This is a genomic window from Nonomuraea sp. NPDC003754 (assembly GCF_053605785.1).
The window spans coordinates 17,790-30,252 of record NZ_JBSGJX010000030.1 but is presented as its reverse complement, the minus strand read 5'-3'; the positions used below and the strand labels follow the sequence as shown (position 1 = coordinate 30,252).

Genomic DNA, 12,463 nt, shown 5'->3' with positions numbered 1-12,463 from the left:
TGGTCGCTCGTGACCGCTCCGGGAGTGTTCGCGATTCGGCGACGGCTGACCGCCGGTCAATCCCGCCTGTCACCCTCTGTTTCGTGACATACACGTTATGTAGTGGCGTAATCCATTGGAACGGTTGAAGCGTGAACCTCATGCACAACATGCGCACCATCTCTGTTCCATCTGGAAGGTATGCCGTGGCAATCAAGGTTCGCGGTGGGCGCGCGCTCACCCTCGCCACCGTCGGAGCGCTCGCCGCTTCGCTGTTCACCATCGGTGGCGTCGCCACCGCGTCGTCCGCCGCCAACGAGGTGCACGCCTGCGTGCACAAGAAGACCCGCTACGCCCGGATCGTCAACCCGGCGACGCCGTGCCGGACGACGGAGATCAGGGTGCTGATCGGGGGATCGTCCCCCAACGGGCTGGCCGGCACGCGCGAGCAGGGCCCGCAGGGTCCGGCGGGCCCGAAGGGCGAGACCGGTCCCCAGGGTCCGGCGGGCCCGGCCGGCAAGAACGGCGTCGACGGCAAGCCCGGCCCCCAGGGCCCCAAGGGTGAGACCGGTCCCGCCGGTCCGCAGGGCAAGCCTGGCGAGAAGGGCGAGCAGGGTCCCAAGGGTGAGACCGGTCCCGCCGGTCAGCAGGGCAAGCCTGGTGAGAAGGGCGAGCAGGGCCCGAAGGGTGACACCGGGCCCGCGGGGCCGCAGGGCAAGCCCGGCGAGAAGGGCCCCGAGGGTCCGAAGGGCGACACCGGCCCCGCGGGGCCGCAGGGTCCCGCCGGTCCGAAGGGCGACAAGGGCGACGCGGGCGGCATCAAGTCCATCGTCGTCGTGAGCAAGAACTTCAGCGGCAAGGAAGGATCCGTCTCCTGCCCGGCCGATTCGGTGGCCACGGGCGGCGGCTTCTCCGGCGTCAACGGCACCGTCACGACCAGCGCGCCGTCGCTCTCCGGCGGCACCCCGACGGGCTGGGAGGTCGAGCTGAGCGGCGGCAGCCACGGCAACGACCTCGCGCCGCAGACGGCCACCACGCCGGGCACGGACACCAAGACCGTCACCGGCCAGGGCTCCGGCGGCGGCAGGGGCGGCACGGTCTACGCGATCTGCGCCGCCAAGTAGGAACGCCGCCAAGTAGGAACGCCGCCAAGTAGGAACGCCGCCAAGTAGGAACGCCGCGCAGGGAGGAACCGCGCAGCAGGAACGCCGCGGGGGCCGGTACGGCATGCCGTACCGGCCCCCGCGAACGAAGGAACCTCAGCCGAACAGCGCGGGCAGCGCGCCCGTGTGGACCTCGCGCAGCTCGGAGACGGGCACCTCGAAGGCGCCCTCCACCACCAGCGACTCGCCGCCGGTCTCGCCGAGCCCGTAGCAGGGCACCTCGAACGACGCGCACAGCGCCGCGAACTCCTCGAAGTGCTCGGCCTTCACCGCCACCAGCGCCCGCGCCGACGACTCGCTGAACAGGGCGACGAACGCGTCTTCGGGCAGCGCGACCTTCGCGCCGACCCCCTGGGCCAGGCACGCCTCGGCCAGCGCGATCGCCAGGCCGCCGTCGGACAGGTCGTGCGAGCCGGCCACCAGGCCCTTCGCGGCCGCCTCGACCATGACGGAGGCCAGGCCCTGCTCGGCCACCAGGTCCACCTCCGGCGGCAGGCCGCCGAGGTGGTCGTGGGCGACGCGCGCCCACTCCGAACCGCCGAACTCGTCGCGGGTCTCGCCGAGCAGCGCGATGCGCAGACCCGGCTCGGTGAACCCGGAGCGGACACGCTTGGCGACGTCGTCGATGACGCCGAGCACGCCCACGACGGGCGTCGGGTGGATGGCCGCCGCGCCGGTCTGGTTGTAGAAGGACACGTTGCCGCCGGTCACCGGGACGCCGAGGGTCCGGCAGGCGTCGGCGAGCCCGCGGACGGCCTCGGCGAACTGCCACATGACCTCCGGGTCCTCGGGGGAGCCGAAGTTGAGGCAGTTGGTGACGGCGAGCGGCCGCGCGCCCGTCACCGCGACGTTCCGGTACGCCTCGGCCAGCGCCAGCTGGGCACCCGCGTAGGGGTCGAGCTTGGCGTAGCGGCCGTTGCCGTCGGTGGCCAGCGCGATGCCGCGGGTCGTCGGCGTGGCGCCCTCCATGACCTCGGAGATGCGCAGCATGCCGGCGTCGGCGGGCTGGGCGAGCACCGTGTTGGAGCGGACGTACCTGTCGTACTGGGAGGTCACCCACTCCTTGGAGGCGAGGTTGGGCGAGCCGAGCAGCTGGAGCAGCGTGGCCTTCAGGTCGGCGGGCCGCGGCAGGTCGACGACCTCGTTCAGCGCGGCCTGGCCCGCGGGCTCGTGGAAGGGCCGCTCGTAGACGGGGCCCTCGTCGGCCGCGGTGCCCGGCGGGATGTCGACGATGACCGAACCGTCCCAGGTCATCACGAGCCTGCCGGTGTCGGTCACCTCGCCGATCACGACAGCGGGCACGTCCCACTTCTCGCAGATCGCCATGAAGGCGGGGATGTCGGACGGGGCCACCACGGCCATCATCCGCTCCTGCGACTCGCTCATCAGGATCTCCTCGGGCCTGAGCGAGGGGTCGCGGAGCGGGACCAGGTTGAGGTCGACGTGCATGCCGCCGGTGCCCTTGGCGGCCAGCTCGGTGGTGGCGCAGGAGACGCCCGCCGCGCCGAGGTCCTGGATGCCCACGACCACGTCGGCCGCGTACAGCTCCAGGCAGCACTCGATGAGCAGCTTCTCCATGAACGGGTCGCCCACCTGGACGGCGGGCCGCTTGGCCGAGGACTCGTCCTCGAACGTCGCCGAGGCCAGCACCGAGGCACCGCCGATGCCGTCGGGGCCGGTGGAGGCGCCGAAGAGCACGACCTTGTTGCCCGGTCCAGGCGCGGTGGCCAGCTTGATCTGGTCCTTGCGCAGCAGGCCCACGCAGAGCGCGTTGACCAGCGGGTTGCCGATGTAGCAGGGGTCGAAGACGACCTCGCCGCCGATGTTGGGCAGGCCCAGGCAGTTGCCGTAGGAGGAGATGCCCTCGACGACGCCGGGCAGCACGCGCCGGGTGTCGGCCTGGTCGGCGCCGCCGAAGCGCAGCGCGTCCATGACCGCGATCGGGCGCGCGCCCATCGACATGATGTCGCGCACGATGCCGCCGACGCCGGTCGCCGCGCCCTGGTGCGGCTCGACGTACGACGGGTGGTTGTGCGACTCGATCTTGAAGGTGGCGGCCCAGCCGTCGCCGATGTCGACGACGCCGGCGTTCTCGCCCATGCCGACCAGCAGCGCCTCGGACGCGGGCGCCTTGCTGGCGAACTGGCGCAGGTGCACCTTGGACGACTTGTACGAGCAGTGCTCGGACCACATGACCGAGTAGATGGCCAGCTCGGAGGAGGTGGGACGGCGGCCGAGGATCTCGCGGACCCTGTCGTACTCGTCCTGCTTCATTCCCAGCTCGGCGAACGGCATCGCCTCGTCGGGCGTGTCCGCGGCTCGCTTCACCGTGTCGAGGCTCATGCGTTCACCAGCTTCTTGAGGATGGAGGTGAAGAAGCCGAGGCCGTCGGTGCTGGGGGCGCCGACCAGTTCCTCGACCGCGTGTTCCGGATGCGGCATGAGACCGACGATGTTGCCCGCCTCGTTGCAGATGCCCGCGATGTCGTCGAGCGAGCCGTTGGGGTTGCCGCCGAGGTAGCGGAAGACCACCCGGCCGTTGGCCTCCAGCTCCTGGAGCGTCTCGGCCGAGGCGACGTAGCGCCCCTCGCCGTGCTTGACCGGCAGCACGATCTCCTGGCCGGGCGCGTAGTCGGCGGTCCAGGCCGTCGCGTTCGTCTCGACCTTGACGCGCTGGTCGCGGCAGACGTAATGCAGGGAGGCGTTGCGGGTGAGTGCGCCGGGCAGCAGGTGCGCCTCGCACAGGATCTGGAAGCCGTTGCACGTGCCGAGCACCGGCAGCCCGCCGCGGGCGGCGGGGACGAGCTCCTCCATGATCGGGGCGAACCGCGAGATCGCGCCGCAGCGCAGGTAGTCGCCGTAGGAGAAGCCGCCGGGCAGGAAGACCGCGTCGACTCCCTTCAGATCGTGGTCGCCGTGCCAGAGCGGCACCGCCTCCGCGCCCGCCAGCCGTACGGCACGGGCTGCGTCCTGGTCGTCGAGAGTTCCTGGAAACGTGACAACGCCCACACGGGCAGCGCTCATGACTTTCGTCCCCTCCGGAGGAATGCGCACGCCACGCCACCGTCTCATGGTGTGGACGGCGGTCTGCGGCGGTGCCTCCAGGGTATCGGCTGCTGCCCGATGCCCTCTCGCGGCCTGTCAGGAAGGCGGCCGACCTGCGGGGAAGCGGCTCAGGGACCTGCGGGGAAGCGGATCAGGACCTGCGGGGGAGCCGGACCAGGACCTGGGAAGGGAAGCGGATCAGGGCCTGCGGGGAAGCCCGATCGGGACCTGACGGGGGAAGCGGATCAGACGGCGGCGAGCTCGCGGGGGCGGGCGCCTTCCTCGTGGTCCCACGCCAGGTGCTTGCGCAGGTGGACGGTGGTGCCGCGGCCGGGCGTGATGCCGAAGGAGATCTCGTCGACGACGGAGCGCATGATGAGCAGACCGCGACCGTTCTCCGTCTCGGGCGGCGGGTAGTGCAGCGGCATCGACGGCAGGCCGGTGCCCGCGTCGGCCACCTTCACGTCGCAGCGGCCGTAGCCGATGGACGCGCTGACCTCGTACCTGTTGGCGGGACCGCCATGGCGCACCGCGTTGGAGCAGGCTTCCGACACGGCCAGCAGCATGTCGGAGATGCAGCTCTCGCTCACGCTGAGTGAGCGCATCGCGTCACCTAGCACCCGTCTGACCATCGGTATGCCGATCGCATCCCGCGGCAGCGCCAACGAGAACTCAATGTCCACCGGACTCCTCCGAGTGCGGGAATCTCACCTGGAGGAGGTTTCCCCGTGAAATCAGGGCTAACCGCAAAATCACGTTGTTGTTATTTAGTGTTGGTAAGCCCGTGGGATTGTGGCACGGCCAAACCCGGCTTTAAACCGCGATGGTGATTTCTGGCCGCCAAATGTGCCGTTCTACCCCTCGACCCGCACGGTGTACTCCTCGATCACCGTGTTGGCCAGCAGGGTCTCGGCCATCTTCCGGACCTCCGCGAGGGCCGCCTCGTCGGCGACGCCCTCCACTTCGAGCTCGAACCGCTTGCCCTGGCGCACCTGGGAGACGCCGGAGAAGCCCAGGCGCGGCAGCGCGCGGGCGATGGCCTGGCCCTGCGGGTCGAGGATTTCCGGCTTGAGCATGACGTCGACGATGACGCGCGCCACGGCGCTCCTCCTGAAGCTGAGGTACGGGGTTGCGGCGTTCAGCCTAACGCCCCGCCCGTGGTGAACCCGCCCCACCCCTGCCTCCGACCTCTCCATCCGGCCCCACACCGCCTCTGACGAGACCGGCCCGCGTGTCGGGCGCGGGGTTGGCGCGGGGCAGGGCTCTCTTGACCTGCCGTTGGGGATCCGACGGCTGCCAACGTGATCCCCGCCGGGAAGGTTCGTGCACGATCCACCGGGAACGGGGAGGACATGGGGCTTGCGCGTAGGGCTGTGACCTCTGCCACCATGTCCCCAAACGCGTACGAACCACCACCAGATGGGCCGTACGCCAGAAAGGCCGGGAAAAGTATGGCAACCCCAGCGAACCGGCCCCGACCGCACAGGAGTGGCACGTGACCGTCGACGCCTCTCGTGGTGCAGAAGCACCCCCAGAGCTCGTGCAGTTGCTCACCCCCGAAGGGGAGCGGATCGAGCACCCCGACTATGACATCGACCTGACGCCCGACGACGTGAGGTCGCTGTACCGCGACCTGGTGCTCGTCCGCCGCGTGGACCTGGAGGCCGTGGCCCTGCAGCGCCAGGGCGAACTGGGCATCTGGGCCTCGCTGCTCGGCCAGGAGGCCGCGCAGATCGGCTCGGGCAGGGCGCTCACCGACGCCGACATGGCCTTCCCCACCTACCGCGAGCACGGCGTAGCCTGGTGCCGCGACGTCGACCCGGTGAAGCTGCTGGGCCTGTTCAGAGGGGTCAACCACGGCGGGTGGGACCCGTCCGAGCACAACTTCCACCTCTACACGATCGTCATCGGCAGCCAGACCCTCCACGCGGTCGGCTACGCCATGGGCATCCAGCGCGACGGCGCCAACGCCGCCACGATCGCCTACTTCGGCGACGGCGCCACCTCCCAGGGCGACGTCAACGAGTCGTTCATCTGGGCCAGCGTGTTCAACGCCCCGATCGTCTTCTTCTGCCAGAACAACCAGTGGGCGATCTCCGAGCCGCTGGAGAAGCAGACGCGCATCCCGCTCTACCGGAGGGCGTCGGGGTTCGGCTTCCCCGGCATCCGGGTGGACGGCAACGACGTCTTCGCCTGCCTGGCCGTCACGAGGAAGGCCCTGGAAGCCGCGAGGACCGGCCAGGGGCCGACACTGATCGAGGCCTTCACCTACCGGATGGGCGCGCACACCACGACCGACGACCCGACCCGCTACCGGGTGGCCAGCGAGCTGGAGGCGTGGAAGCTCAAGGACCCGATCGAGCGCCTCAAGGCGTACCTGTTCAAGAACGAGCTGGCCGACCAGGAGTTCTTCGACTCCATCGACGCGGAGGCCGAGGACCTCGGCGCCGACCTGCGCAGGCGCTGCCTGGAGATGCCCGACCCCGGGCCGCTCGACATCTTCGACCACGTCTACAGGGAACCCCACGCGCTGATGGAGCAGGAGCGCGCCCAGTACGCCGCCTACCTGGAGGGCTTCCAGTCATGACCATGCTGACCCTCTCGAAGGCGATCAACGAGGGCCTGCGCAGGGCGATGGAGGACGACCCGAAGGTCCTCATCATGGGCGAGGACGTCGGCAAGCTCGGCGGCGTCTTCCGCGTGACCGACGGCCTGCAGAAGGACTTCGGCGAGGACCGCGTCATCGACACCCCGCTGGCCGAGTCGGGCATCATCGGCACCGCCATCGGCCTGGCCCTGCGCGGCTACCGGCCGGTCTGCGAGATCCAGTTCGACGGGTTCGTCTTCCCGGCCGCCGACCAGATCATCACCCAGCTGGCCAAGATGCCGCTGCGCTCGCTGGGCGCCATCAAGCTGCCCGTCGTGGTCCGCATCCCGTGCGGCGGCGGCATCGGCGCGGTCGAGCACCACAGCGAGTCCCCCGAGGCGCACTTCACACACACCGGCGGCCTGCGCGTGGTCGCCTGCAGCAACCCGGCCGACGCCTACACGATGATCCAGCAGGCCATCCGCAGCGACGACCCGGTGATCTTCTTCGAGCCCAAACGCCGCTACTGGGAGAAGGCCGACGTCGACACCACCGCCACCGACTGGTGGGCCCCCTTCGACCGGGCCGCCGTGGTACGGCCGGGCGACGACGTCACGCTGTTCGCCTACGGGCCCATGGTCAAGACCTGCCTGGAGGCCGCCGCGGCCGCCCAGGAGGACGGCCGTTCCGTCCAGGTGGTCGACCTGCGCTCGCTCAACCCGCTCGACTTCCCCACGGTCATGGAGTCGGTGCGCAGGACGGGCAGGGCGGTGGTCGTCCACGAGGCGCCGGTCTACAACGGCTTCGGCGCCGAGCTCGCGGCCAGGATCACCGAGGAGTGCTTCTACCACCTGGAGTCCCCCGTGCTGCGGGTCGGCGGCTTCTCCACCCCCTACCCGCCGTCGAAGCTGGAGGAGCACTACCTGCCCGACCTGGACAGGATCCTCGATGCCGTCGACCGTACCTTCGCCTACTGAGAGGGGGATCTCGAATGCGTCGTGAATTCAAGCTCCCCGACGTGGGAGAGGGCCTCACCGAGGCCGAGATCGTCCGCTGGCACGTCAAACCGGGCGACTCCGTCAAGGTCAACCAGATCGTCGTGGAGATCGAGACGGCCAAGTCGATCGTCGAGCTGCCGTCCCCCTGGGCCGGCGTCGTCGCCGAGCTGATGGCGGAGGAGGGGCGGACGGTCGACGTCGGCGTGCCGATCATCGCGGTCGACACCGACGAGCCCGCTCCCGCGGGTACGGCGGCGCCCGCCCCCGGGGAGCCGGCCGGCCGGGCCGCCGCACTGGCCGACGACATGGTGCCGAGCCCGCCCGCCGAGGGCGCCGTCGAGCCGGGCGTGCACGGCAGCCCCGCGCCCAAGGAGGAGCGCACTCCCGTCCTGGTCGGCTACGGCGTCAAGGCCGGTGCGGCCAAGCGCCGCCCCCGTAAGAAGGCCACCACGCCTCCCGCCGCCTCCGCCCCCGCCGGGCCGCAGGCCGTCCGGGCTCCGGCGCCGCCTGCTGCCCCGGCGCCGCCCGCTGCTTCGATGCCGCCCGCCGCTTCGGTGGCCAACCCCGAGCGGGTGGCCGTCCCCGGGCCCGGCGCCGCCCAGCCGCTGCCCGAACCCTGGCCCGCCGGGGGACGGGTGACCCCGCTCGCCAAGCCGCCGGTCCGCAAGCTGGCCAAGGACCTGGGTGTGGACCTGGCGACGCTGCGCGGCACGGGCCCGCAGGGCTCCATCACCCGCGACGACGTGCATGCCGCCGCGCAGGCCGCCACCGCGCCGCGGGCCGCCGAGCCCGCCCGCCTCGCGCCGCGGGACGGGGAGGAGCGCATCCCCGTCAAGGGCGTGCGGAAGATGACCGCGCAGGCGATGGTCGCCAGCGCCTTCACCGCGCCGCACGTCACCGAGTTCCTGCAGGTGGACGTCACCGAGACGATGGCGGCCGTCCAGCGGCTCAAGCAGCTTCCCGACTTCGCCGAGGTCAGGGTCTCGCCGCTGCTGCTGGTGGCCAAGGCGGTCCTGGTGGCCGCCCGCCGCTATCCGATGATCAACTCGGCGTGGGACGAGGCCGCTCAGGAGATCGTGGTCAAGCACTACGTGAACCTCGGCATCGCCGCCGCCACACCGCGCGGGCTGGTCGTGCCGAACATCAAGTCCGCCCACACGCTCGACCTGCCGGGCCTGGGCAGGGCGCTGGGCGAGCTGACGGAGACGGCACGGGCGGGCCGTACGCAACCGGCCGAGATGGCCGGCGGCACGATCACGATCACCAACGTGGGCGTGTTCGGCGTCGACACCGGCACCCCGATACTCAACCCCGGCGAGTCGGCGATCCTGGCCTTCGGCCAGGTCAAGGACGCGCCGTGGGTGGTGGACGGGCAGCTGGCCGTCAGGAAGGTGACCACGCTCGCGCTGTCGTTCGATCACCGGATCGTCGACGGCGAGCTCGGCTCGCTGTTCCTGCGCGACGTCGGCGCGATGCTCGAGGACCCGCTGCGCATGCTGGCCTGGAGCTGAGCTCAGGACGCCGACGGGCGGGCGCCGGTCACCGGCGCCCGCCCCACGGCTAGGCTGAAGCCATGATCCGTCACATCGTGCTGTTGACCTGGACCGACGCCGCCACCGAGGAGCAGAAGGCCGCCGTCGAGAAGGGCCTGGCCGCCCTGCCCGCCGTGATCCCCGAGCTGCGCCGCTACGAGCTCGGCAGCGACCTCGGCCTCGCCGGCGCGGGCAACGCCGACTTCGGCATCGTCGCCGAGTTCGACTCGGTCGCCGACTTCGAGGTCTACCGCGACCACCCGCAGCACCACGCCGTCATCAACGAGCACATCGTCCCGATCAGGAAGGCTCGCACCGCCATCCAGTTCGAGGTCTAGAGCCGCGCGGAGCACTTGCGGCAGCCGGGGGGCGGCACCGGCCGCACGTCGGTCCACCCCGCCTTCGTGACGATGGTCGCCGCATACGGAACCCCGTCGGGCGGCCGCGACACGCTGAGCACCTTCCCCGTCAGCGGGTCGATCGTCGCCTGCGCCTGCGCGGGAGGCAGCTGCTGCGTTCCGAGCAATTCCCCGGTCGCGGGGTCGATCACCGCCTGCGTCCCGTTGAGGGACTGCAGGGCGATGCCGCGCAGCCCGAAGTCGCCCGGCACCCGGTCGAGCACCGTCACCCCCGGCACCTTCGCCAGCAGGAGGTAGGCCGCGGCCCTCGTGGCGGGTGTGGCAGGGACGCGCGTGACGAGGGAGAAGGCCGCCCGCTCCAGCCACTCCTCGCGGCGGGGGGTCCGGCCGGGGTCGTAGCTCTCCAGCAGCCTGGCCCGCAGGGCGCCGGGCTCGTCGGGCAGGTTCCGCAGCTCCGTCAGCGTCGGCTCCAGCCCGTCGGCCAGGGTCAGGCTCCGGCGCAGGTCCGTCGTCGGGTAGGCGGGCAGGTTCGGGTCACATCCTCGCGCGGGACACAGCCTCGGCGAGCCCGCCCGCTTCCAGGCCTTCCTGGCCGCCTCCCCGTACGGCTTCGCCGACACCGGCTCGTGCCAGCTGTAGACCTCCTGGCTGGGCCCGAAGGCGAGCGACTCGACGGCCCGTTCCTCGACGAGGTACCCGTCCCCCTTCAGCCGGACGACCCGTTCGGAGTCCTGCCGCCAGTAGCGGCCCTTCGCCTCCGGCGTGGCCGCCAGTCTGGCCGCCGCCACCTCCAGCTTCCGCAGCGGGGGGACCGCGGCCGGCTGCTCGTCCGCCCGCGGGATCAGGGCCGCCACCGCGCTGACGACGAGGACGACGGCCGCCGCCGCGAGCGCCGTCCCCGTCCACGCCCACCATCCCGCCCATCGGCCGCTCGCGCGCCGCGGTTGGACGGCCGGGGGGAGCGCCTGCCTGGACAGGACCCGGTCCCGTGTCGCCGCGAGCTGTTCGGGCGAGGCGGGCGGTACGTCCGGCATCACCGAGTCGATGACCTGGAACTCGTTCATCCCATCACCTCACGCAGCTTGGTCCTGGCCCTGCTCAACCGGGAGGCGACCGTCCCCGTGGCGATCTTGAGCGCCGTGGCCACCTCGTCGTATGTCAGCCCGCCGTACGCGACGAGCAGCACCACGTCACGCTCACCGGGTGACAGCCGCGCCAGCGCCCCCGCCAGCCGGTCGGCCCGCACGTCGGCGGTGAGCCTGTCCACGATCCGCTGGTCGTGCCCCTCGTCGTCGGGCGGCGGCCCTGACCTGGCCATCGCGCGGTACCTGCGCACCTCGGCGCGGCGATGGCGGCCGATGAGGTTGGTCGCGATGCCGTACAGCCACGGCCTGACCTCTCCGAGGGCGGAGTCGAAGCGGTCGCGCTGCCGGAAGGCGATGAGGAAGGTCTCCGCGGCGAGGTCCTCGGCCACGTCGAGGTCGAGCCTGCGCCCGATGTAGCGCCGGATCTCCTCGAAGTGGGCGTCGAAGACGGCCTCGAAGACGCCTGGAGCGGTGATCACACCCTTGATTGCCCGCAGCGGGCCGGTCCTTCCCGACGATTTCAGACTTCGGGCGGGTTGTTCTCCCGGTGCATCAGCCGGTCCTCGGAGGTGTGGCCGCGGCGCGGGGCCAGCACGATGCTCAGCACCACGCCGACCCCGCCGACGATCATGAAGATGACGCCGATCCTGTCCATGTGGACGGCGCTGCCGAACACGTCGGGCTCGATGGCGAAACGGAGGATGGCGCCGAGCGTGAGGAAGAAGATGCTGACCCCGACACCCATGACGACCTCCGGAGGGTAAAGACCACGTACGGAGACGGTCATACCCTCCTGGTGAAGATCACACCCTCAGGCGTGACACGTCAGCGGTCGCCCGCCGTTGAAGGCGATCATGTCGAGGACGGCGGCCGCCAGGTCGACGTCGCCGCCGGTGGCGTCGGCGTAGGCCCGGTGCAGGTTGCCGACGATGCGCTCGCCGTCGACCAGCGCGCCGTACTCGCCGAGATCGGTCTGCCGGGCCAGCTCCAGCGGCGACAGCCCGGCCGCCATCCCCGCCTCGGCGGTCTGCCGGACGAACCGCAGGTAGCCGCGCACCGTGTCGATCGCCGAGGGGCCGCACACGTCGCCGTGCCCCGGCACGATCGTCTCCGCGCCGAGTGCCTCCAGTTGGTCGAGCGCGGCCAGCGCGCCGTCCACCGAGCCCATCAGCACGAACGGCGTGCCGCCGTTGAAGACCAGGTCGCCCGCGAACAGCACCTTGCGCGACGGGATCCACACGTAGGAGTCGTTGGTGGTGTGCGCGGCGAACCCGACGTGCCTGACCTCGCAGCGCAGCTCGTCGGAGTAGAGGGTGACGCCGTCGGTGTAGGTGAGGAACGGCGGCACGGGATCGAGCGTGCCCCATTCGACGTCGGGAGACCACGCGCCCAGGTAGGTGGGCACCCCGTCGGCGAGGATCCGCTCCCTGGTCCGCTCGTGCGCCACGATCGTCGCCTCAGGGAACAGGTGGTTGCCGAAGGTGTGGTCACCGTGGTGGTGGGTGTTGACCAGCGTGGTGATCGGCCGGTCGGAGACCTGGGCGATGGCGTCGCGGTAGGCGCGGGTGCGGCGCTCGGTGGAGCAGGCGTCGATGGAGATGACGCCCCTGCGTCCGGCCAGGAACCCGGTGTTGTTGATCCACCAGCTCCCGTCGGGCTGGATGTAGGCGTAGACGCCCTCGGACACCTCTTCGACACGTGGGGACATGTCGTGAA

Annotated in this window: 13 protein-coding genes; 5 read left to right on the top strand and 8 right to left on the bottom strand. The window is 71.1% G+C overall.

Annotation, left to right across the window (positions count from 1 at the left end):
* Positions 1–185 precede the first annotated feature (185 nt).
* Complete coding sequence (locus ACWEVS_RS30950; protein ID WP_452554324.1) at positions 186–1,103, top strand: hypothetical protein; 918 nt, start codon at positions 186–188, stop codon at positions 1,101–1,103.
* Positions 1,104–1,238: 135 nt separating this feature from the next.
* Here the strand turns inward: ACWEVS_RS30950 and purL are convergent, their stop codons facing one another.
* The 4 genes from purL to purS form a co-directional block, all read right to left on the bottom strand.
* Positions 1,239–3,485, bottom strand: a complete 2,247-nt coding sequence (gene purL, locus ACWEVS_RS30945; protein WP_449921507.1) for a phosphoribosylformylglycinamidine synthase subunit PurL — start codon at positions 3,483–3,485, stop codon at positions 1,239–1,241.
* The gene (gene purQ / locus ACWEVS_RS30940) at positions 3,482–4,165 is read right to left on the bottom strand and encodes a phosphoribosylformylglycinamidine synthase subunit PurQ (protein WP_354919993.1); all 684 of its coding nucleotides are present in this window, start codon (positions 4,163–4,165) and stop codon (positions 3,482–3,484) included. The genes purL and purQ overlap by 4 nt, the downstream gene beginning before the upstream one ends.
* A 266-nt stretch (positions 4,166–4,431) precedes the next feature.
* Positions 4,432–4,818 carry an ATP-binding protein gene (locus tag ACWEVS_RS30935; protein WP_354920068.1) on the bottom strand — a complete coding sequence of 129 codons (387 nt, stop codon included), beginning with the start codon at positions 4,816–4,818 and terminating at the stop codon, positions 4,432–4,434.
* 222 nt (positions 4,819–5,040) lie between these two features.
* Positions 5,041–5,286 carry a phosphoribosylformylglycinamidine synthase subunit PurS gene (gene purS / locus ACWEVS_RS30930; RefSeq protein WP_449921503.1) on the bottom strand — a complete coding sequence of 82 codons (246 nt, stop codon included), beginning with the start codon at positions 5,284–5,286 and terminating at the stop codon, positions 5,041–5,043.
* A 395-nt stretch (positions 5,287–5,681) separates the two neighbouring features.
* On the opposite strand from purS, the gene pdhA reads away from it, so the two are divergent.
* From pdhA to ACWEVS_RS30910, 4 genes are all read left to right on the top strand, one after another.
* Positions 5,682–6,773, top strand: coding sequence for a pyruvate dehydrogenase (acetyl-transferring) E1 component subunit alpha (pdhA, locus tag ACWEVS_RS30925; protein ID WP_449921500.1), 1,092 nt, complete (start codon positions 5,682–5,684; stop codon positions 6,771–6,773).
* A complete protein-coding gene (locus ACWEVS_RS30920) occupies positions 6,770–7,750 on the top strand; it encodes an alpha-ketoacid dehydrogenase subunit beta (protein WP_452554323.1) in 981 nt (326 codons plus the stop codon). The genes pdhA and ACWEVS_RS30920 overlap by 4 nt, the downstream gene beginning before the upstream one ends.
* A 14-nt stretch (positions 7,751–7,764) precedes the next feature.
* A complete protein-coding gene (locus ACWEVS_RS30915; protein ID WP_452554322.1) occupies positions 7,765–9,282 on the top strand; it encodes a dihydrolipoamide acetyltransferase family protein in 1,518 nt (505 codons plus the stop codon).
* Positions 9,283–9,344: 62 nt separating this feature from the next.
* Positions 9,345–9,641 carry a Dabb family protein gene (locus ACWEVS_RS30910; RefSeq protein WP_449921495.1) on the top strand — a complete coding sequence of 99 codons (297 nt, stop codon included), beginning with the start codon at positions 9,345–9,347 and terminating at the stop codon, positions 9,639–9,641.
* Here the strand turns inward: ACWEVS_RS30910 and ACWEVS_RS30905 are convergent.
* From ACWEVS_RS30905 to ACWEVS_RS30890, 4 genes are all read right to left on the bottom strand, one after another.
* On the bottom strand, positions 9,638–10,726 hold the full coding sequence (locus tag ACWEVS_RS30905) for a hypothetical protein (protein ID WP_452554321.1): 1,089 nt from the start codon (positions 10,724–10,726) through the stop codon (positions 9,638–9,640). The genes ACWEVS_RS30910 and ACWEVS_RS30905 overlap by 4 nt on opposite strands.
* Entirely contained in the window at positions 10,723–11,226 is a 504-nt protein-coding gene (locus tag ACWEVS_RS30900; protein WP_449921491.1) for an RNA polymerase sigma factor, read from the bottom strand. The genes ACWEVS_RS30905 and ACWEVS_RS30900 overlap by 4 nt, the downstream gene beginning before the upstream one ends.
* 41 nt (positions 11,227–11,267) lie before the next feature.
* A complete protein-coding gene (locus ACWEVS_RS30895; RefSeq protein WP_354920016.1) occupies positions 11,268–11,492 on the bottom strand; it encodes a hypothetical protein in 225 nt (74 codons plus the stop codon).
* Positions 11,493–11,558: 66 nt separating this feature from the next.
* Positions 11,559–12,455 (bottom strand): MBL fold metallo-hydrolase, encoded by an 897-nt coding sequence (locus ACWEVS_RS30890; protein WP_452554320.1) that lies wholly within the window; start codon positions 12,453–12,455, stop codon positions 11,559–11,561.
* Positions 12,456–12,463: the final 8 nt, after the last annotated feature.

Excerpts from the sequence above, each read along its gene's own strand:
- purL (WP_449921507.1), bottom strand. The coding sequence starts at position 3,485 with ATGAGCCTCGACACGGTGAAGCGAGCCGCGGACACGCCCGACGAGGCG.
- purQ (WP_354919993.1), bottom strand. The coding sequence starts at position 4,165 with ATGAGCGCTGCCCGTGTGGGCGTTGTCACGTTTCCAGGAACTCTCGAC.
- ACWEVS_RS30935 (WP_354920068.1), bottom strand. The coding sequence starts at position 4,818 with ATGGTCAGACGGGTGCTAGGTGACGCGATGCGCTCACTCAGCGTGAGC.
- ACWEVS_RS30920 (WP_452554323.1), top strand. The coding sequence starts at position 6,770 with ATGACCATGCTGACCCTCTCGAAGGCGATCAACGAGGGCCTGCGCAGG.
- ACWEVS_RS30915 (WP_452554322.1), top strand. The coding sequence starts at position 7,765 with ATGCGTCGTGAATTCAAGCTCCCCGACGTGGGAGAGGGCCTCACCGAG.
- ACWEVS_RS30910 (WP_449921495.1), top strand. The coding sequence starts at position 9,345 with ATGATCCGTCACATCGTGCTGTTGACCTGGACCGACGCCGCCACCGAG.
- ACWEVS_RS30905 (WP_452554321.1), bottom strand. The coding sequence starts at position 10,726 with ATGAACGAGTTCCAGGTCATCGACTCGGTGATGCCGGACGTACCGCCC.
- ACWEVS_RS30895 (WP_354920016.1), bottom strand. The coding sequence starts at position 11,492 with ATGGGTGTCGGGGTCAGCATCTTCTTCCTCACGCTCGGCGCCATCCTC.
- ACWEVS_RS30890 (WP_452554320.1), bottom strand. The coding sequence starts at position 12,455 with ATGTCCCCACGTGTCGAAGAGGTGTCCGAGGGCGTCTACGCCTACATC.